Source organism: Mycobacterium sp. AT1, assembly GCF_002043095.1.
Classification (GTDB): Bacteria; Actinomycetota; Actinomycetes; order Mycobacteriales; family Mycobacteriaceae; genus Mycobacterium.
This window is the reverse complement of sequence record NZ_MVOC01000059.1, coordinates 130,858-150,370: the sequence shown is the minus strand read 5'-3', so window position 1 is coordinate 150,370 and position 19,513 is coordinate 130,858. Positions and strand designations below refer to the sequence as shown.

General features: G+C 68.8%; 14 protein-coding genes and 1 pseudogene. 4 read left to right on the top strand and 11 right to left on the bottom strand.

Going from position 1 to position 19,513, the window contains the following annotated elements:
* Positions 1-183, top strand: a pseudogene (locus B1790_RS34805) (hypothetical protein); the annotation flags it as partial.
* A 36-nt stretch (positions 184-219) separates the two neighbouring features.
* Entirely contained in the window at positions 220-1,044 is an 825-nt protein-coding gene (locus B1790_RS26525) for a D-alanyl-D-alanine carboxypeptidase family protein (protein WP_079926272.1), read from the top strand.
* Positions 1,045-1,052: 8 nt separating this feature from the next.
* Here B1790_RS26525 and B1790_RS26520 read toward each other — a convergent pair whose 3' ends face one another.
* Entirely contained in the window at positions 1,053-2,747 is a 1,695-nt protein-coding gene (locus B1790_RS26520) for an amidohydrolase (RefSeq protein ID WP_079926271.1), read from the bottom strand.
* Positions 2,744-4,180 (bottom strand): APC family permease, encoded by a 1,437-nt coding sequence (locus B1790_RS26515; RefSeq protein WP_079926270.1) that lies wholly within the window; start codon positions 4,178-4,180, stop codon positions 2,744-2,746. Before B1790_RS26515 ends, B1790_RS26520 begins: the two co-directional genes overlap by 4 nt.
* Before the next feature lie 104 nt (positions 4,181-4,284).
* Here B1790_RS26515 and B1790_RS26510 point away from each other — a divergent pair, with 104 nt between their 5' ends.
* Both B1790_RS26510 and B1790_RS26505 read left to right on the top strand, forming a co-directional pair.
* Positions 4,285-4,884 (top strand): TetR/AcrR family transcriptional regulator, encoded by a 600-nt coding sequence (locus B1790_RS26510; protein ID WP_079926269.1) that lies wholly within the window; start codon positions 4,285-4,287, stop codon positions 4,882-4,884.
* A 109-nt stretch (positions 4,885-4,993) separates the two neighbouring features.
* Positions 4,994-6,613 (top strand): sulfite reductase flavoprotein subunit alpha, encoded by a 1,620-nt coding sequence (locus tag B1790_RS26505; protein ID WP_079926268.1) that lies wholly within the window; start codon positions 4,994-4,996, stop codon positions 6,611-6,613.
* Here B1790_RS26505 and B1790_RS26500 read toward each other — a convergent pair.
* The 9 genes from B1790_RS26500 to B1790_RS26460 form a co-directional block, all read right to left on the bottom strand.
* Complete coding sequence (locus tag B1790_RS26500) at positions 6,610-7,677, bottom strand: amidohydrolase family protein (protein ID WP_079926267.1); 1,068 nt, start codon at positions 7,675-7,677, stop codon at positions 6,610-6,612. The genes B1790_RS26505 and B1790_RS26500 overlap by 4 nt on opposite strands.
* A gap of 4 nt (positions 7,678-7,681) precedes the next feature.
* Positions 7,682-9,250, bottom strand: a complete 1,569-nt coding sequence (gene ffh / locus B1790_RS26495; RefSeq protein ID WP_079926266.1) for a signal recognition particle protein — start codon at positions 9,248-9,250, stop codon at positions 7,682-7,684.
* Between the two features lie 24 nt (positions 9,251-9,274).
* Positions 9,275-11,782, bottom strand: coding sequence for a [protein-PII] uridylyltransferase (locus B1790_RS26490; protein WP_079926265.1), 2,508 nt, complete (start codon positions 11,780-11,782; stop codon positions 9,275-9,277).
* A 90-nt stretch (positions 11,783-11,872) separates the two neighbouring features.
* The gene (locus tag B1790_RS26485; protein ID WP_079926264.1) at positions 11,873-12,211 is read right to left on the bottom strand and encodes a P-II family nitrogen regulator; all 339 of its coding nucleotides are present in this window, start codon (positions 12,209-12,211) and stop codon (positions 11,873-11,875) included.
* 51 nt (positions 12,212-12,262) lie between these two features.
* Positions 12,263-13,597 carry an ammonium transporter gene (locus tag B1790_RS26480; protein WP_198952123.1) on the bottom strand — a complete coding sequence of 445 codons (1,335 nt, stop codon included), beginning with the start codon at positions 13,595-13,597 and terminating at the stop codon, positions 12,263-12,265.
* A gap of 179 nt (positions 13,598-13,776) precedes the next feature.
* Positions 13,777-15,147: a signal recognition particle-docking protein FtsY gene (gene ftsY, locus B1790_RS26475; protein WP_198952127.1), complete on the bottom strand. Its 1,371-nt coding sequence runs from the start codon at positions 15,145-15,147 to the stop codon at positions 13,777-13,779.
* Positions 15,148-15,198: 51 nt separating this feature from the next.
* Positions 15,199-18,795: a chromosome segregation protein SMC gene (gene smc / locus B1790_RS26470; RefSeq protein WP_079926261.1), complete on the bottom strand. Its 3,597-nt coding sequence runs from the start codon at positions 18,793-18,795 to the stop codon at positions 15,199-15,201.
* Positions 18,796-18,821: 26 nt separating this feature from the next.
* On the bottom strand, positions 18,822-19,100 hold the full coding sequence (locus tag B1790_RS26465; protein WP_079926260.1) for an acylphosphatase: 279 nt from the start codon (positions 19,098-19,100) through the stop codon (positions 18,822-18,824).
* Positions 19,097-19,504 carry an OsmC family protein gene (locus tag B1790_RS26460; RefSeq protein WP_079926259.1) on the bottom strand — a complete coding sequence of 136 codons (408 nt, stop codon included), beginning with the start codon at positions 19,502-19,504 and terminating at the stop codon, positions 19,097-19,099. Before B1790_RS26460 ends, B1790_RS26465 begins: the two co-directional genes overlap by 4 nt.
* Between the last annotated feature and the right edge of the window lie 9 nt (positions 19,505-19,513).

Here is a 19,513-nt window from a genome sequence, read left to right as displayed (position 1 = left end):
CGGACCGCGAAGATGCCACGCCGCCGGCGCACCCGCGCCCACCAACGCGCCCACGACATCACCGCCGAACGAGCCACCAACCACCACGCGCGCACCACCACACCAACACCCGCCGTCGTGCCCGACGGAGACCTTCTCTACGAGGACACCTTTGGTAGTGATCCAAGCCCGCCGCCCTTCTGATACCCGACGGAGACCTACGGTCCCTACGCTCGCGATGTGCGAAGACTGTTCGCGGCGACAGTCCTCGCCCTCACCGCGGCGTTGACGGCGCCGTTGGCATCAGCGCTTCCCGACGCCGCACCGGCGGGGGCCGTCGTCGCCCCACCCGACGGTCCCGCGCAGGCCTGGCTGGTCGCCGACATGGACACCGGGCGCATCCTGGCCGCGAAGAATCCGACCGGTTCCTACGCCCCGGCGAGCACCATCAAGACGCTCTTGGCGCTGGTCGTGGTGGACAACCTCAACCCGAATTCCTTTGCCAGGGCCAACGCGTCGCACGACCGCGTCGAGTGCTCGTGCGTCGGCCTGACCCCCGGTCAGCCCTACACCACCCGCCAGCTGCTGGAGGGCCTGCTGATGGTGTCGGGGAACGACGCGGCAAACATGCTGGCCGACATGCTCGGAGGTCAACGGGTCGCCGTCGCGAGGATGAACGCCAAGGCCCAGCAGTTGGGTGCGCGCAGCACCAGGGCGGGTTCGCCGTCGGGGCTCGACGGGCCGGGCTGGGAGTCGTCTACCACCCCGTTCGACCTGGCGCTGATCTTTCGTGCGGCACTGGGCAACCCGGTGATCGCCACCATCCTTCGGCAGCCGACGGCCCAATTCCCCGGCAAGACGCTCACCGCTCAGAACGAGCTGCTCGCCCGCTATCCCGGTGACCTCGGCGGCAAGACCGGCTTCACCAACCTGGCCCGCAAGACGTATGTAGGTGCGGCGCAACGCGGAAACCGCCGCCTGGTCGTCGTGCAGATGTACGGCACGGGTGATCTTTACCCGCAAGCGGTCGGGCTGTTCGACTGGGGTTTCAGCCAGCCGGCGTGAGCCCGCCGTCAGTGACAGTGCACGTGCTGAGTTGCGGTGCCCGCACTGACGGGGTCTTCCGGCAACTCCGGCCCGATCCGGTCGACGAGTGCGCCCGCGGAGTGGACGGTCCTTCCGCCGACCACGGTCAGCTCGGCGTGCTGGCCGAGCAGCCCGGTCGGTGACTGCTCGTGGTCGTAGAGATCGCTCGACCACACCACCAGGTCGGCCAGCATGCCGACCGCGATCCGACCCCGGTCGTTCTCGAGGTGCCAGGCCCGGGCGCCGTGGACCGTATACGCCTCCAGAGCCCGGTCGAAGCCGACGCGCTCGTCGGGCGTCCACGAATTCGATCCGTCGAGTCCGGCCCGGGTGGCGGCCGAGTAGACGCCGACCAGCGGATCCATCTCGCCGACCTGCCAATCGCTCGAAAAGGCAACCGTCGCACCGGAATCGAGGAGGCTACGGAACCGCCACGCGCGGTTCCACCGCTCCTCGCCCACGTTCTCCATCCAGGTACCGGCGACCAGATCCGGCGAACAGTGCCGAGGCTGCATGGCCGCGGTCACCCCCAACGCCCTAAAGCGTGGCAGGTCGTCGGGATGCAGGCACTCGACGTGCACGATGCCGTGCCGGCGGTCGCGTGTTCCGTTGACCCGGGCGGCCTGCTCGATCGCGTCGAGCGTCAGCCGGATCCCCGCGTCGCCGGTGGCATGCGTGTGGGTCTGGAAGCCCATCCGGTCGAGTTCGCCCAGTACACCGACCAATTCGCGTCCGGGATAGCTGGGGCGCCCGCGAACACCGGGCCGATTGGCGTAGTCCTCGAGCATCAGCGCCGTGTGCGGCTCGATCACGTCGTCGGCGTACAGCTTCACCGGGCCGAGCCGCAGCATCGGGTCGGCACCGGCACCGTCGACGGCGTCCCGAAGGCGCTGACGGAAACCGCCGTCGGCACCCACCGGATGGAACAGCGCTGCGATCACCCGCGAGGTCAGGACGCCGTCGGCCAAAGCGCGCTCGAACAGCGCCAACTCGGCAAGCGGCACCTGGGGTTCGACGACGGTGGTGATTCCCAGCGCGGTGGCCATCCGCATGCTCGACCGGAGCTTGCGGTACCGGCGCTCCGGCGAGTACATCGGGATGTCGGCCTGCAGTGCGGTGAGGCCCGCCTCCGTCATCGCGCTGGTGTAGAAGTCGGTCACCCAGCCGGTCGGCTCGCCCGACTCGTCGCGTTCGGGGCGTCCCCATGCGACGTCGACGCCACCTGCGATGCCGAGCACGGCGAGTGCGGCGCGGTTCAGCCAGACCGAGTGCTGGTCGTAGGTGGTGACGAAGATGGGCTTGTCGGTGAGCCCGTCGAGGTCGGCGGCACTGGGGCGCCGACCCTCGACGATCGAATACACCGCATTCTCGGCACAGATCCACCCGAGATCGGTTCGGCGCGTGGCGAATTCGCCAATCCGTCGGCGCACCTCGGTGAGGTCGTTGGCGCCTTCGAGGGATACCGCGTCCTCGTCGAAGCCCAACAGCAGGTGGTTGTGACCGTCGACGATGCCGGGGGTGATCAACCGGCCCGGCGCCTCGATGCGGCGCGTGGCGGCCGGTGCGTCCGCCGCGGTCCCGACGTAGCTGATCCGCCCATCGGTGACGCCGACCGCTTCGGCCCACGGCGCCGCGGCGTCGAAGGTGCGCACACGCGCCCCGGTGAGGAGGAGATCGGTCATCGGTCGCCCTCCTCGTCGTCGACCTCGAGCAGCAGCAGATGGGTGCCGGCGCGGCTACGCAGATATCCGAAGTAGTACAGGTACCCGGCCGTGACGATGCCGACGGCGATGCCCAGACTCGGCCACTGGGTGGGGTCGAGCAGTCCCATCACGAAGATCGCCGCGATCGCGACGAGGGCGACGACCGGCGGCAGCGGCCAGAGCGGCATCGAATAGCCGGTCCGGCCCGACGTGCGACGCATCACGATCGCCGACAGCGCGATGAACCCATAGCTGAAGGCCAGCGTCGACCCGGTGGCGTTGAGCAGGAGGTCGACGGGAATCAGGCAGCCGCCGACGGCGAACACGCCCATCACCAGGGTCGCCACCCACGGCATCTTGGCGGTCTCGGAGACCCGGGTGAGCGGCGCGGCGATCGCCTGCGGCAGGGCCTGGTCCCGCGCCGCGGCGAACAGCAGCCGGCCGGACTGCAGGGCGATCGCGATGATGGCGTTGACGATCGCCAGTGCGATCGAGACGAAGACGAAGACCGTGACGGCATGACCGGCCCGCTCGTCGAGAAACGCCTCGACCGGTAGGTCCGCGCCGAAGAGGTCCGCGAGCGAAGTCGTGCCGAGCATGATCGCGGCCAGCGGGATGATCTCAGCGAGAATGGTGATGACCGCACTCCACAGCACGGCTCTGGCGATGGTACGGCGGGCGTTCTTCGTCTCCTCGGCGAAGTACACCGCACCGCCATATCCGTTGAACGAGAAGATCCCCTGGGTGACGGCGATGACCAGCCCGGCGATGCCCAGCGGCGCCAGACCACCGGTGGCGGCGTCGAGGGCCTGCGGCTCGAACAGTGCGGTGATCGGACGTTCGACGTGCACTAGACCGAGCACCGAGAGCAGCGCGAGCGCCGCCATCTCGATGAAGAGGAACGCTCCGGTGACCCAGGCGTTGGTTCGGATGTTCAGGCACGCGGTGCCCGTGGCCAGCACCGTCACGACGACGGCCGTCCACACGGGATCCAGGCCGCCGATCGCGACTCCCAGGTATTCCGCCACCCCGAGGGCGAAGACCGCCACGATCAGGGGCAACGTGACCAAGCCGACGAAGAAGACCGCCACCCCGGCGGACGGTCCGAGGGTGCGACTCACCAGTGAGTAGTCGCCGCCGGCGACCGGATGGCGCGAAGCCAACTCGGCATAGCAATAGGCGATCAGGATGCTGATCACGCCCGCGATGGCAAAGCCCCAGAACACGCCTGTGCCGTAGGCGCCGAGTGCGGCGCCACCGAGGACGAACACGCTGGAGGCGGGCGAGATGCCAGACAGCGTGATGAGCACGTTGCCGCCGACGCCCAGTGACCGGGACAGCGTGCCGTCGTAGGTCGGGGCATCGGTGGGGGGTGTGGTGCCGGCCGCGGTCGGCGGCGTCGCATGGGTCATGTCGTGGTCTCTGATGGTGGGGCCCGGGCTCGCCGGAATTCTTTGACGTTGTTGTCGAAGAATGATCCCGAGGTTGGCATGTGATCTCGATTACTGTCAACCCCATGGCCCGACCGCGTAACCAGGGAGCCCGACGCCAAGCCCTCATCGAGGCCACCTACAGCGCCGGCCAGAAGCATGGACTGCGCTCGCTGTCCCTGACCGACGTCGCCTTGCAGGCCGGCCTCAGCAGGGGCACGGTGCTCTACTACTACGACGACCTGGATGCACTCCTCGTCGAGGCGCACGCGGCCGGGGTGGAGCGATTCTGCGACCAACGCGATCGGTTGGTCGGGGCCACCGACGACCCGCGGGCAAAACTCGGCATCGCGATCGCGGCGGGTCTCCCGAGCGGCCCCGACGACGCACTGATGCGCATCCTGTACGAATTCGACGTGCTGGCAGGCAATTCCGCGCTTCACGATGACCTCGTCCAACGGATGTACCTGCGTCAGATGGACACCTACCGTGGAATCTTCGCCGAGGGTCGACGCAGCGGCGCCTTCACCCCCGCCTTGACCGACGACGTCCTCGCCATGAACTTCGTGGCGCTCGAGGACGCCTATGGTCTGCACGTCGTCGCGGGCAACGCGCTCGTCACGGTGGCGTCCGCCGAGGCTGCGATGCGCGCGGTCGCCACCCAACTCGGCTGCGCCCCCAGTTAGCCGACCACCACGCTGGCGCGGGTAGACCCCTACGGCCGCCCACCGTCAACTAAGGTCACCCTAATCTCATCCGCGCGGGCTGTTCCGCGCCCTCGACCAGGGAGCCACCGTGACCGGCCAACGCGACTTTTCACTGCTCGTCGCCTTCGGTACCGACATGGGAAACGCCGAGGACGCCGCCATGACGTTCACCGAGGCCGTCGCGACCATCGGCGTCGAGGCCGAAGCCGTCGAGTTGAACCAGCTCGACGTCGCCGAACTGCAGTCCGCGACCCACTTCGTGGTGGTCTGCTCGACCTTCGGCGACGGCGAGTTCCCCGACAACGCCGTGCTGTTCTGGGAGGCTTTCAGCGCCGACGACGCCGAGCGACTCGAGCACCTGAGCTTCGCGGTGTTGGCCCTCGGCGATCTCTCTTACGAATTCTTCTGCAACGCAGGCAAACTGCTCGACCAACGACTCGAAGCCCTCGGCGCAACCAGGCTGACCGACCGCGTCGACGTCGACGGCCCCTACGAGCAACCCGCGCAGGCCTGGACCACCGACCTGGTCAAGCTGTTGCAGAGCACCCGCACCCCGTCGGCGACGGAGACGGAGACCGCACCCCCGGAACTCTCCCCGGCACCGAGTCGCGACCGCCACCTGCCGGTCGACGCGCGCCTCGTCGTGAATCGGCGGTTGACGTCTCCACCGTCCGACAGGGAGGTACGCCACTACGAAATCGACCTCACCGGCTGCGAAATCGCCTATTCCGCAGGCGATTCCATCGCCGTGCACGTGACGAACGACCCCGCCCTCGTCGACGCGATCCTGGCGCACTTCGGCGTCGGCCGCGACCACGCCATCGCCGACCACGACGACCCGCTCGGAGTGCTGCTGGCCGAGCGCTTCGAGATCCGCACGCCGTCGCGCGCCCTTCAGTCGCTGGTCGCGGCGAGGACGGCCGACGAGGAGGCCGCGGCCGCGCTGAGCGCCGACGCGGTGGCCGCCCCGGGCTCGTGGGCCTACGGCAAGGACGTCCTCGACCTGCTCGAGCTTGCCGACGTCACGGTCGACGAACTGTTGGACACCCTGCGCCCGTTGCAGTTTCGCGACTACTCGATCGCGTCGAGCCCGTTGGTGCACCCCAACCACGTGCACCTGACGGTGGCGACCGTGCGCTACGACGCCGGGGTTCGCCGCCACGGCGGGGTGGCGTCGACCTTCCTCGCCGATCGCGGTGACGTGGTCGCAGTCCATCTGCGCCCGAATCACACGTTCCGCCTGCCCGCGGCCGACGTTCCGATCGTCATGATCGGCCCCGGCACCGGGATCGCACCGTTCCGCGCCTTCCTGCAGGAGCGCCAAGCCACCGCTGCCCCGGGACGTTCGTGGCTGTTCTTCGGCGACCGTCGCCGCGCGACGGACTTCCTCTACGGTGACGAACTCCGAGACTTCGAGGCGTCGGGCACGCTGACCAAACTCGACCTCGCGTTCTCCCGCGACCGTCCCGGTGACGGACCGAAGGAGTATGTCCAGCAACGCATGTGGGAGAACTCGGCAGAGTTGTTCGGCTGGCTCCAGGACGGTGCCTACCTGTACGTCTGCGGCGACGAGAAACGGATGGCCAAGGACGTGCACGAGACGTTGCACCGCATCATCGCGGCCGAGGGTGGCCTGGATGCAGAGTCGGCGCACGCCTACGTCAACGACCTCGTCAAGACCCACCGCTACGTGCGGGACGTCTACTAGCGGTAGACGCGTCCGCGCAGGACGATCACGTCAGGGTGGTCGAGCACGCCAGGCTCGCGCGGATCCTCGGCGTAGCAGACGAGATCGGCCGACGCCCCATGCTCCAGTGCGGGCCTGCCAAGCCAGGCCCTGGCGTCCCAGCTTGCCGCCCCGAGGGCATCCGTTGGGCTCATCCCGATGGCTGCCAACGCGGCGATCTCGTCCGCGATCCGCCCGTGGGCGACCGTGCCTCCGGCGTCGGTCCCCGCGAAGATCGGCACCCCGGCGTCATGCGCGGCACCCACGCGCGCCGAGCAGGAGGCGTAGAGGTCACGCATGTGTTTGGCATAGGTCGGGTACTTCGCCGCGGCCTCGGCGATGCCGGGAAAGTTCTCGACGTTGATCAGCGTGGGCACCAACGCGGTGCCGTGCTCGAGCATCATGGCGATGACGTCGTCGGTGATGCCGGTGCCGTGCTCGATGCAGTCGATGCCCGCGTTGACCAACCCCGGCAGCGCGTCCTCCCCGAACACGTGCGCGGTCACCCTGGCGCCCTCGGCGTGCGCGGCGGCGATGGCTTCGACCAGCACGTCGTCGGACCACAACGGCGCGAGATCGCCGACGCCCCTGTCGATCCAGTCACCCACCAACTTCACCCAGCCGTCGCCCCAGCGGGCCTGCTCGGCGACCACGGCAGGCAGCTGCGATTCGTCCTCGACGTCGATCGGCAGCCGCGGAATGTAGCGCTTCGGCCGAGCCAGGTGGCGACCCGCGCGAATGATCCGAGGCAGGTCGTCGCGGTCGTCCATGCTGCGAGTGTCGACCGGCGAACCCGCGTCACGCAGCAGCAGGGCGCCGACATCCCGTTCGGTCTCGGCCTGGGCGACCGCCTCGTCGAAGTCCGTCGGCCCGTCGGCACCCAGCCCGACGTGACAGTGCGCGTCGACGAGCCCGGGAATGATCCACCCGCCGTCGACGACCGTGACGGCGTCGGCCACCGGGTCAGAACTCAGGACACCGTTGACGACCCACCACTCGACGGGCTCCCCGTCGGGCAGCCCGCGGCCCCGAAGGTGGAGGCGCACCGACTTACTTCTGGCCGGGGAACTTCAGCTTGGACAGATCGAAGTTGGCCAGACCCGGAGGCAACTCGTCGAGACCCTTCGGCATGTTGGACAGGTCCGGGAAGCCGGCGGGCACGCCACCTGCGCCCAACGGATTGGGCGTCCTCGGTGGAGTGGGTCCCCGGCCCTTCTTCTTGCCAGCCTGCTTGTTCTTGCCCTTGGCCGCCTTGCGCGAAGAACCCTTGCGCGCGAACGGCATTCCCATCTGACCGGCCATCTGCGACATCATCTTGCGGGCCTCGAAGAACCGGTCGACGAGCGAGTTCACCTCGGCCACCGCGACACCGGAACCGTTGGCGATGCGCAGCCGCCGCGAGGCGTTGATGATCTTCGGGTCGGCTCGCTCGGCGGGCGTCATGCCGCGGATGATGGCCTGCACTCGGTCGAGCTGGGTGTCGTCGACCGCGGCCAGGGCGTCCTTCATCTGACCGGCGCCGGGCAGCATGCCAAGCAGGTTGCCGATCGGACCCATCTTGCGGATCATCAGCATCTGCTCGAGGAAGTCCTCGAGGGTGAGCTCGCCGGAGCCGATCTTGGCGGCGGCGGCCTCGGCCTTCTCGGCGTCGAACACCTGCTCGGCCTGCTCGATCAGGGTGAGGACGTCACCCATGCCGAGGATGCGACTGGCCATCCGGTCGGGGTGGAAGACGTCGAAGTCGTCGAGCTTCTCACCGTCGGAGGCGAAGAGGATCGGCACGCCGGTGATCTCGCGGACCGAGAGCGCGGCGCCACCGCGGGCGTCGCCGTCGAGCTTGGTCAACACCACGCCGGTGAAGCCGACACCCTCGCGGAAGGCCTCGGCGGTGGTCACGGCGTCCTGGCCGATCATCGAGTCGAGGACGAACAGCACCTCGTCGGGGTTGACGGCGTCGCGGATCGCGGCCGCCTGGTTCATCAACTCCTCGTCGATGCCGAGCCGGCCCGCGGTGTCGACGATGACGACGTCGTAGTGCTTGGCCTTGGCCTCGGCGAGACCGGCCGCCGCGACCGACACGGGGTCACCCGCCTTCATCGCGGCGATGTCCTCGCCACCCGGCGACACGCCGGGGTGCGGCGCGAACACCTGCACGCCCGCGCGCTCGCCGACGATCTGAAGCTGGTTGACCGCACCGGGGCGCTGGAGGTCGCACGCCACCAGAAGCGGCGTGTGGCCCTGGGTCTTGAACCACTTGGCGAGCTTGCCCGCCAGGGTCGTCTTACCGGAACCCTGCAGGCCGGCGAGCATGACGACCGTGGGTGGGGTCTTGGCGTAGGCCAGCTTTCTGGTCTCACCACCGAGGATGCCGACGAGTTCGTCGTTGACGATCTTGACGACCTGCTGGGCCGGGTTCAGCGCACCCGACACCTCGGCGCCCTTGGCACGGTCCTTGACGCGGGCGATGAAGGCCCGCACGACGGCAAGGGAGACGTCGGCCTCTAGTAGGGCCAGGCGAATCTCGCGCGCGGTGGCGTCGATGTCGGCTTCGGTGAGCCGACCCTTGCCACGCAGGCCGGATAGGGCCCCGGTCAATCGGTCGGAAAGCGATTCAAACACGTGGTTAGCCTAGCTGGCGGCCCACTAACTGGCCTCCGGCACTGCCTTTGGCGGGCTCGGCGTCGGAAGCACGGCGTACAGGTCGCGCTCGAGTTCCTTGCGCGCCTCGAAGACGTCGCGGGTCACATCCCCGGCCTCCTCGTCGGTGGCCAGGGCGGGCACCACGATGCCGAAGGCGTCCACCACCGTCGACCCCAGCGTCGTGACCTTCGCCCAGGCGATGTCGACGCCGTCGCGTTCGACGACGGCCGTGAGCCGCGCCAGCAGCCCGGCCCGGTCCGTGCTGCGGATCTGCAGCACGAACTCGCCGGGCGACGTGCCGTCGAACCAAAGGATCCTCGGGGGCGCGGGAGCGTTGATCGGCACGGCGTCGGGGATGTCCCCCGCCCTCGTCGTGTTGACGCTGGCGGACTCGCGGTCCCGGCGTTCCAGCGAACCGATGACGTCCAGGTCGCCACCAAGGGCCAGGACGAACTGTTCGCGCAGCAGCTCGGCAGCCGGTGGTGTGCCGAAGTGCGGCGAGACGACGAAGGTGGTGATCGCGACACCCTCGTGGATGGTGACCGACGCCGAGTGCACCCGCAGCGAGTTGAGCGCGAGCACCCCGGCGGCCTTCGACAGCAGACCGCGACGGTCGGGCGCGATCATCACGACGTCGAAGACGTGCGGACTGTCCGACGCCGTCAACTCGACGTGCACGCCGTGATCGGCGGCCAACGAAACATGCCGGGGGTCAATCGGATCGGGCGTTGGCAACGGCTCCCCCGCCATGACGAGCCGGCAGCGGCGCACCAGGTCGCCGATCAGCGACGCCTTCCAGTCTCCCCACACGCCGGGACCGGTGGCCAGCGAGTCCGCCTCGGCCAGCGCGTGCAGCAGCTCGAGGAGCACCGGATCCCCGTCGAGCGCGTCCACGACCGACGCGATCACCTTGGGGTCCTGCAGGTCGCGGCGGGTCGCGGTGTCCGGAAGGAGGAGGTGGTAGCGCACCATCTTGGACAACAGCGCGACATCGGACGGCCACAGCCCCAGCCTGGTGCCGATCTGGATCGCCAGATCCGCACCGATGACGCTGTGGTCGCCACCGCGGCCCTTGCCGATGTCGTGGGCGAGCGCGCCGAGCACCAGCAGATCGGGTCGCGACACGCGAGTGGTGAATGCGCTTGCGCGCGAGATGGTTTCGACGAGGTGGCGGTCGACGGTCCAGATGTGGACGACGTCGCGGGGCGGGAGGTCCCGCACCGCGCCCCATTCGGGAAACAGCCTGCCCCACAACCCCGTTCGATCCAGTGCTTCGATGGTGGAGACGGTGGCGGCACCCGCGGCCAGCATCACCAGCAGGTCCTTGAGCGCCTGCCGGGGCCACGGGGTGCGGAGTTCGGGTGCCGCCTCGGCGAGCCTGCTGAGCGTCGACGACGACATCGGCAATCCCGTGGTCGCCGACGCGGCCGCGACGCGCAGAATCAGGCCGGGATCGCGTTCGGGACGGGCGTCGCGGGCCAGCATGATTTCCCCGCCGTACTCGACGACGCCCTCGTCGACCGGACGCCGCACGGGTCGGCGCAGGACCTTCAAACCGCGGCGCGGCAACGCATTCGACGCGGTGCGGATTCCGGCGTCGACGTAGTAGCTGATGGTGCGGGCGGCATCGCTGAGCATCCGCGCCAGATCGAATCGGTCACCGATGTGCAATGCGGCGCCGATCTCGTCGGCGTACTGCGCCAGCAGCATCTCCCTGCCGCGGCGCGAGACGCGATGCAGTTCGGTGCGGACGTTGAGCAGGGCGAGGTGCGCGTCACCCAGTGACCCGGTCGGCGAGGCCAGCGACCGGCTCGGATATGCGTCGGCCAGCTGCGCGATGGCCAGTGCGTTGAGAAGTTGAACGTCGCGCAGACCCCCGCGGCCGTTCTTCAGGTCGGGCTCGGCGCGGTGGGCGATCTGGCCACTGCGCTCCCAGCGAGACCGCGTGTGTGCGACGAGTTCTTCGAACCGCGGCGCGATACCGGTACGCCACTGACGACGTGCGCCGCCGACCAACAGCGCCGAGAGGTCGGCGTCACCGGCGATGTGTCGCGCGTCGAGCATGGCCAGGCCAGCCGACATGTCCTCGCTGGCGACCTTCAGCGCCTCCGGCACGGTGCGGACGCTGTGGTCGATGTGAATGTTGGCGTCCCACAACGGGTACCAGAGCAGTTCGGCGACCTGGGACACCACGTCGCGCGGCATGTCGTCGTGGACGAGCGTCAGGTCCAGGTCCGAGTAGGGAAGCAACTCACCGCGCCCCAGTCCCCCGGTGGCGACGATGGCGAAACCACTGGTTGCCGTGATGCCGATCTCGGCAGCCTTTGTCGTGAGCCAGAATTCGTGCAGGTCGAGCAGCGCGTCACGCAGCGCCGCGGAGTCCAGCCGCGCGCCGCCGGTCAGCAGCTGGTCGGCCGCGGTGGCCAAATCCTTGGCCGGACGCGGCGATCCCGCCGCAGGCGCCACCCAACGAGAGGCGCCTGCGGCGGGATCTGGTGTCTGCCTGGTCATCTCGGTCCTCCCCGGACTCGCTGTTGGTCATCTGTCAACCACTTGCTGGGTGCGTGTCCGGGAGACGACGCCTAGATCACCGTTCTGACGTCAAATGGCGTCGGTCCCACGCTCGCCGGTACGAACCCGCACCACCGTGTCGACCGGGCTGACCCACACCTTGCCGTCGCCGATCTTGCCCGTACGGGCGGCCTGAACGATGACGTCCACCACCTTGTCGACGGCGGACTCGTCCACCAGGACTTCGACCCGCACCTTTGGCACGAAGTCCACCGAGTACTCCGCACCGCGGTACACCTCGGTGTGGCCCTTCTGCCTGCCGTAGCCCTGCACCTCGCTGACGGTCATCCCGAGGATGCCCGCCTGCTCGAGACCAGTCTTGACGTCCTCGAGGGTGAACGGCTTGACGATCGCCGTGATCAGCTTCATTTAGTCAGAGTCCTTTCCGGAAAACTCTTTGCACCTGTGATTATTTCCCGATCACGCGAGTTCATAAGCCGTTTCCGCATGCTCGGCCTCGTCGATGCCGTTGTGCTCTTCCTCTTCGTCCAGTCGCAACCCGATCGTGAACTTGACGATATAGGCCACGATGGCGGTGCCGATCGCCGAGTACAGCAGGACCGCACCCGCTCCGACTGCCTGCCGCCACAGCTGGTCGAAACCGCCGCCGTAGAACAGGCCCGCGACTCCGGCGCCCGTCTCGGGAGCGGCGACCAGGCCGACCAGCAACGTGCCGGCGAGACCACCGACGAGGTGGACGCCGACGACGTCGAGCGAGTCGTCGAAGCCCAGCTTGAACTTGAGTCCGACCGCCAGCGCGCACAGCACGCCTGCGACGACGCCGATCACCAGTGCGCCGACGACGTTGACCGACGAGCAGGACGGGGTGATGGCGACCAGGCCGGCCACGATGCCCGACGCCGCGCCGAGCGAGGTGGCGTGTCCGTCGCGGATCTTCTCCGTGAGCAGCCAGGCCAGCATGGCCGCAGCGGTGGCCACCGTCGTGGTGACGAAGGTCGAACCGGCCAAACCGCCTGAGCCGACGGCGGATCCGGCGTTGAACCCGTACCAGCCGAACCACAGTAGGCCCGCACCCAGCATCACGAAGGGCAGGTTGTGCGGACGCATCGGCGATCCGGGCCAGCCCTTGCGCTTGCCGAGGATGATCGCCAGCACCAAGCCGGCCGTACCGGCGTTGATGTGCACCGCGGTACCACCGGCGAAGTCGACCGCGGCGAGTTTGTTGGCGATCCAGCCGCCCGTCTCACCGGTGAAACCGTCGAACGCGAAGACCCAGTGTGCGACCGGGAAGTAGACGACCGTGACCCACAGGCCCGAGAACAGCAGCCAGCCGCTGAACTTCAGGCGGTCGGCCACGGCGCCGGAGATGAGGGCGACGGTGATGATGGCGAACATCAGCTGGAAGGCCACGAAGACCGACATCGGGATCGTGCCGGCCAACGGAATGTTCACGGCGTCAGCGGCTTCCACCCCGGCGCTGGGATCGGCGACCACGGCCGCCGCGGCGTTGCCGCCGATGATTCCCTTCAGACCCCAGTACTGCGTCGGGTCACCGACGAAGTTGAACTTGTCGTTGCCGAAGGCCATCGAGTAGCCGTACAGCGCCCACAGCACCGTGACCACGCCCATCGAACTGATGCTCATCATGAGCATGTTCAGCACGCCCTTGGCGCGAACCATGCCGCCGTAGAAGAAGGCCAGTCCAGGTGTCATCAACAGCACGAGTGCGGCGCTGGCCAACATCCATGCCGTGTCGCCGGTGTCCGGCGCACCCATTATCGGAAATCCGTCCACTCCCAGTTTCCTCCTTCGCCCATGCCACGGTTAGTCACCGATGACCTAGGCCAAGACAATGCGCACTCGTTGTTTCGCCAATGAGCCGCCCGTGTTTCGCCGATGTGAACGGATCGGGCGATTGCGTTTCGTCGGGGTTAACCGCCTCGTCAGCGCATTGTGGGCCGGGGTGAATTGCCCTAACCGAGGAGCGCGTCGACGAAGGCGGCGGGTTCGAACGGCGCCAAGTCGTCGGGGCCCTCCCCGAGCCCGACCAGCTTCACGGGCACGCCGAGCTCCTGCTGCACGCGAAAGACGATGCCGCCCTTCGCCGTACCGTCGAGCTTCGTCAGGACGACGCCGGTGATCTCGACGACCTCGGCGAAGACCCGCGCCTGCGGCAGGCTGTTCTGCCCGATGGTGGCGTCCAGAACGAGCAGGACTTCGTCGACGACGGCGCGCTTGGACACCACCCGCTTGACCTTGCCGAGCTCGTCCATCAGACCCGTCTTGGTGTGCAGGCGGCCCGCCGTGTCGACGACGACGACGTCGGCGCCGGTCGCGATGCCGTGGTCGACGGCGTCGAACGCCACCGACGCGGGATCGGCACCCTCGGGGCCGCGCACCACCTCGGCGCCGACGCGGGCCGCCCAGCTCTGCAACTGGTCGGCGGCCGCGGCGCGGAACGTGTCGGCGGCACCGAGCACGACGCGACGTCCGTCGGCGACGAGGACTCGCGCGAGTTTGCCGACGGTCGTCGTCTTGCCCGTCCCGTTGACACCGACGACCAGCAGCACCGACGGCTTGTCGGCATGCGGCAGCGCCCTGATCGCGCGGTCCATGTCGGGACGCAGTTCGTTGATCAGGACCTCGCGCAGAACGGCTCTGGCGTCGGCTTCGGACCGGACGCTGGCCGCGGCCATCTTGGCGCGCAATGCGGTGACCACCGATTCGGTGACCACCGGGCCGAGGTCGGCGACCAGAAGGGTGTCCTCGATCTCCTCCCAGGAGTCCTCGTCGAGGTCACCGCCGCCGAGCAGCCCGAGCATGCTGCGACCGAGTGCGTTCTGCGATTTGGACAGCCGCCCACGCAGGCGTTCCAGCCGGCCGTCGGTCGGCGCGATGGGGTCGATCTCGGGAAGGACGACGGGCGCCTCGGCGGGGGCCGCGGGAGGCGCCTCGACCTCGGCTTCGGGGGCCTCTGCTTCGGGGGCCTGGACCTCGAGATCCTGGACTTCGGGGGCTGACGGTTCCGGCAGCTGCACCTCGGAGATGGACCGCTTCGGCGCGTCGCGCGGGATCGTCGCGTCGTCCCCGACGGCGGGGAGACCCTCCACGTCCAGCAGGTTCTTGGGTCTCGTCGGCGGTGGTGTGACCGTACCCGTGGCCTCGGTGAACGAGATCGTGGACGACGCCGTGTACCCGCCGGACTTGTCGACGGGCTTCTCCAGCGCCGTCGTGTCCGTGGATGACAGGCTGATCCGTCGCCGCCGGTATCGCACCAGCCCCACGACGAGTGCAACCACGATGAGGACGGCGATCGCCGCGAGGGCGATGTAGAGACCTAACAGCTGACCTTGAGTCACCGGGTCATTCTCTCAGGGTGGGTTCCCCGGCCTGAGTCAGGTAGTCGTGGTGACGAGTTCCTGGCCACGCATCCGCTGGGAGATCACGGTGGTGATGCCGTCCTCGCGCATGGTGACGCCGTACAGCGCGTCGGCGATCTCCATCGTCGGCTTCTGGTGGGTGATGACGATGAGCTGCGACACCTCGCGAAGCTGCTCGAAGAGACTGATCAGCCGCCGCAGGTTGACGTCGTCGAGAGCCGCCTCGACCTCGTCCATGACGTAGAAGGGTGACGGCCGGGCCCGGAAGATCGCGACGAGCATCGCGACCGCCGTCAGGGACTTCTCGCCGCCGGACAGCAGGGACAGCCGTTTGATCTTCTTGCCGGGCGGCCGGGCCTCGACCTCGATGCCGGTGGTCAGCATGTCGGCGGGATTGGTCAGCACCAAGCGCCCCTCGCCGCCGGGGAACAGTGTCGCGAACACCTGGGTGAACTCGCGCTCCACGTCGGCGTACGCCTCTGCGAAGACCTGAAGGATGCGGTCGTCGACGTCGGTGATCACGTCGAGCAGGTCCTTGCGGGCGCCCTTGACGTCCTCCAACTGGGTGGACAGGAAGTTGTAGCGCTCCTCGAGCGCCGCGAACTCCTCCAGCGCAAGGGGGTTCACCCTGCCCAGCTCGCCGAGCTCGCGCTCGGCCTTCTTGGCTCGCCGCTCCTGGGTGGGACGGTCGAACGGCATCGGCGCGGGCGCCGTCACCTGCTCGCCGCGCTCCTTGGCCTGCTCGTACTCGGCCATCTCCAGCTCCGTCGGCGGAAGGGGCACGTGGGGGCCGTACTCCTCGATGAGGTCGTCGGTTGCCATGCCGAACTGTTCGAGTGCGTGCTGCTCGAGTTGTTCGATGCGAAGCGCCGCCTGCGCCTTGGCGACCTCGTCGCGGTGCAGGGAGTCGGTCAGCGCGGTGATCCTGGCGTTGAGTTCGTTGACCTCGTGGCGCACCAGGTCGAGCGCCTCGGTGCGATGACTGCGCTCGGTGGCCAGGGCGTCCCTGGTGCGACCGGCCACGGCGACAGCGACCGCCAACCGCGCGGCGACCAAGCGCCCCGACTCCGCGACCGCCGCCGCCACCGCGGCGGCATGCTCCCTGGCGACGCGCGCCCGCTGTGCACGCAGTCGTGCCTCGCGTTCGGCCGTGGCCGCACGACGGAGCGAATCTGCCCGCCCGCGAACGGCATTCGCGCGTTCCTCCGCGGTTCGCACCGCCAGCCGCGCCTCGAACTCGGCGGTTCTCGCGGCGTCGGCGGCGGCCACCGACTCGTGACGGTCGACGGGCTCGGAGTCGTAGGTCGGCACCTCTTGGGCGTTGCGCAGCCGCTCCTCGAGGGCGGTCATCTCCTCGACGGTCTTCATCCGGCCGGCTTCGAGCTCGTTTCGCTGACCGTTGAGCCGCTGCCATTCGCCTTCGGCGGCCCTGGCCTCCTGGCCCAGCCTGCCGAGTTGCTCGTAGATCGCCGAGATGGCGGCGTCGGATTCGTTGAGTGCCGCGAGCGCGTCCTCGGCGGCGTCGCGGCGGGACTCCTGCTCGGCGAGCGCACCCGACAGCGCGGCGGACAGCTCAGAGACCTGCCGCTCGGACGCCGCCAACTCCGCGCGTGCCTTCTCGATCTCGCCGGTGATCTCCAGGGTGCTCGGCTTGCGGTCGGAGCCGCCGGTGAGCCACCCCGCACCGACGAGATCCCCGTCGGTGGTCACCGCCCGCAGTTCGGGACGGGCCGCCACCAGGTCCAGCGCCGAGGTCAGATCGGGCACCACGACCACGTCGGCGAGCATGGCCGCGGTCGCACCGCGGAGCCGCTCCACCGGCTCGACGAGGTCGACCGCCCAGACGGTGTCGACGGGCAGGTCACGGTCCGACTTTCCTTGCGGCGCTGCACCTTCGGGCCAGTCGCCGAGAACGATGGCGGCCCGTCCGCCGTCGGCCGCCTTGAGCGCCGCGACGGCGGAGCGCGCCGCGCCGAAGCTTTCGGCCGCCACCGCGTCCGCTGCCGAACCGAGCACGGCCGCAACGGCCGCCTCGTAGCCCGGGCGCACCCGCAGCATCTTCGCCACCGAGCCGAGTAGTCCCGAGCCGTCGTGGTTCTTCTGCAGCCACGCAGCGCCGTCCCTGCGGTCCAGGCCCACCGCCAACGCGTCGATGCGTGCCAGCAACGACGCCACTTGGCGTTCGGCGGCCCGTTCGGCGGCCTGCAGTTCGGACACCCGCTCGTCGGCGAGCCGCAGGGCGGCGACGGTGCGATCGTGCTGGTCGTCGAGGCCGACCTCGCTCGCGTCGAGCTCGGCGACCCGGCTCTGCACGTTCTCGAAGTCCATCCTGGACTGTTCGACGCGCATCGCGGATTCTTCGAGGCTGACGGTGAGTCGCGCCACGCCCTCGTCGATCGACTCCACCCGGGTGCGCATGGTGTCGACCTGGCCGGAGAGCCTGGCCAAACCCTCGCGGCGGTCGGCCTCCGCGCGGGCGGCGGCCAGATGAGCACGTTCGGCCTCGGCCGCGAGGCGTTCGCGTTCGCTCAGCTCCGCGCGCGCCGCCTCTTGGCGGGCCCGGCACTCCTCGAGCTCGAAGAGCAGCTCCTGCTCGTGCTCGGCGACCATCTGGGCCTCGGCGTCGAGTTCGTCGGGATCGGGGCCCTGAGAAGCCTCGACGTCGGCGTCGAGCAGTTGAGTCCGCTCACTGGCGATCCGCACGGTCGCACTGACGCGTTCGGCGAGGGCGGACAGCCGAAACCACGTCTGCTGCGCCGCTTCGGCCCTTCCGCTCAGACTGGAGACCGCGCTCTCGTGGGTCGACAGCTCGACCGTCGCGATCTCCAGGCGGGTGCTGATTTCGTCGTGCTCGCGCCGCAGCGTCGTCTCGGCCTGATTGGTGTCGTTGAACTCGGTGCGCCGGGCGACCAGGTCGTCGGCCGCCAGCCGCAGGCGGGCGTCGCGCAGATCGGCCTGAATGGTCTGCGCCCGCCGGGCCATCTCGGCTTGGCGGCCCAGGGGTTTGAGCTGACGTCGCAGCTCGCTGGTCAGGTCGCTGAGGCGGTTGAGGTTCGCCGACATCGAGTCGAGCTTGCGGACCGCCTTTTCCTTGCGCTTGCGATGCTTGAGCACCCCGGCGGCTTCCTCGATGAACGCGCGGCGGTCCTCGGGGCGCGACTCGAGGATCTCGGAAAGCTTGCCCTGGCCGACGATGACGTGCATCTCACGGCCGATGCCGGAATCCGACAGCAATTCCTGGACGTCCATCAACCGGCAGCTGTTGCCGTTGATCTCGTATTCGCCTGCGCCGTCGCGGAACACCCGACGGGTGATAGACACCTCGGAGTACTCGATCGGCAGGGCGTTGTCGGAGTTGTCGATGGTCAGGGTGACCTCGGCGCGGCCCAGCGGCGCCCGCGAGGACGTGCCCGCGAAGATGACGTCTTCCATCTTGCCGCCGCGCAGGGTCTTCGCGCCCTGTTCGCCCATCACCCAGGTGAGGGCGTCGACGACGTTGGACTTGCCCGATCCGTTGGGGCCGACGACACAGGTGATGCCCGGTTCGAAGCGAAGAGTCGTCGGCGAGGCGAAGGACTTGAAGCCCTTCAGCGTCAGACTCTTCAGATGCATGACGTGCGAGCTTACCTGCGAGGTTGCTATCGCTCGGTGAAGCCCTCGATCGGATCGCCGGGTTCGGACCAGTCGTCGACGACCAGGTCGACGCTGCCCGGGGTGGTGCCACCCCGAAGCAGTTCGAGCAGTCGCTCACACGAGGCGCGGGGACCGCGGGCGACGACGTGCACGCGACCGTCGTCCTTGTTCGCCGCGAAGCCCGTCAGCCCGAGTTCCAGCGCCCGGGCGCGCGTCCACCATCGGAACCCCACGCCCTGCACTCGGCCGTGAACCCACGCGCTGAGGCGGACGTCGTCGCTCACTTCGGAGTGACCTCGAACGTGACCTCGGTGCCCTCCTTGAGCGTGCGGCCGACGGTGCACACCTTGTCGATCGACCGCTCGACGACGACGACGAGCTTCCGGATGTCCTCTTCTGACAGCGCAGAGAGGTCGAGTTCGAGCTTCTCCTCGAGCAACGGGTAGAGCTCCCGCTCGCGGTCGGCGGGGCCCGACACGTGAATGGTGGCCGCGTAGTCGTCCCCGAGTCGGGTGCGCAGGGGGTGGTCGCTGCTCATCCCGCTGCAGGCGGCCAGCGCGATCTTGAGGAGCTCACCGGGGGTGAACACGCCCTCGACGTCCTCGGAGCCGACGAGCACCTCTGCGCCGCGGCTGCTGTGGCCGGTGTAGCGGCGCACTCCGGTGCGCTCCACCCATAGATCTGTCATGCGATTCCC